The sequence below is a fragment of the Herpetosiphonaceae bacterium genome (genome assembly GCA_036374795.1).
Taxonomy (GTDB): domain Bacteria; phylum Chloroflexota; class Chloroflexia; order Chloroflexales; family Kallotenuaceae; genus LB3-1.
The window spans coordinates 1-1,069 of sequence record DASUTC010000214.1 but is presented as its reverse complement, the minus strand read 5'-3'; the positions used below and the strand labels follow the sequence as shown (position 1 = coordinate 1,069).

The following is a 1,069-nucleotide window of genomic DNA, read 5'->3' as shown; positions in this document are numbered from 1 at the left end:
GCCGTCAGGCGCTGCAATCCTGCTCCGATCGCAAAGTAGGGTGCCCAGACCGGCGACCTGGGGCCCACGGTCAGGGTGGCAAAGACACCGACGCTGGTCAGGTCCTTGTCGCGCGAGTCGAACCAGGGCAGTCGGTTTTGCCCCGGCATCCAGGCAGACTCCACCTCCAGACGCCACTGTGAGATGCGCCGCGGACTGCCGAAGACGACGCCACCGCGCACAACAGGCCCGGCGCTGCGATATGTCCCCAGACCACCAGCTGGGTTGGCCACTCCAGCGGCCACGATCGGGGATACTACCTGCGCGGACAGGACCGTCGGCAAGCAGGCGAACACCAGAGCGCGCACAAAGAGCATCTTGTCAGCTGTCACCTCGGTCGTGGCGCTAATGCCGAGCATCACCTGCGGGGCGATCGACCTAGCTCGCGCGTCGGGTGCATGCAACGCCCGGCGACACGCTGGTCAGGCGCTACGCTAGCCAAGCAAGGGCCATTTGCCGCCGGTTCGAAGGTACTCCTGCATTGCATCGCAGGCTGGACCCGCGACGGCCAACGGCTCGCGGTGCCCCGGACAGACGATCCGAGGCTGCAGCGCGAGGCACTTTTCCAGTGAGGCGCGAGCCGCGACGAGATCGAGCGTTACGGGGCGCGCCATGAACCGAATGCGGCCGTCGATCACGGCCAATGCATCGCCCGCGAAGAGCGCGTGCTCCGGACGATAGAAATAGGACACGTGTCCTGGCGTATGACCAGGGGTTGCCACGACCTCGAAGTCGCCCAGGACGACGTCGCCGTCCTGAACGAACTGCTGGGCCGCAACGGCTCTGGGCGCGGCTTCGCCCAGCAGCCCCTTGAGCAGGACGAGGAGCCCGAGTTCAGGAATGCGATCGCTCAGCCATCCCCTGAGTCCCTTCGCGCCCGCCTCGCGTGTGAACTGCGGTTCATCGCCGCGATGGTAGAACACGGGTGCGCCACATTCGGCGTGAAGCGCCTGGGCGCCAGCAGAGTGATCGTTGTGCCAGTGGGTGAGGAGAATCGCGCGCACCTCTGTGACATCAGCGTTCAGCGCGC

The 1,069-nt window shown here is 66.2% G+C and carries 2 protein-coding genes; both read right to left on the bottom strand.

Going from position 1 to position 1,069, the window contains the following annotated elements:
* The coding region (locus VFZ66_16120) for a hypothetical protein (protein ID HEX6290717.1) at positions 1-398 on the bottom strand (398 nt) is incomplete at its 3' end.
* A gap of 75 nt (positions 399-473) precedes the next feature.
* Positions 474-1,069, bottom strand: a 596-nt coding sequence (locus VFZ66_16115; protein HEX6290716.1) for an MBL fold metallo-hydrolase, incomplete at its 5' end; no start/stop codon positions are given.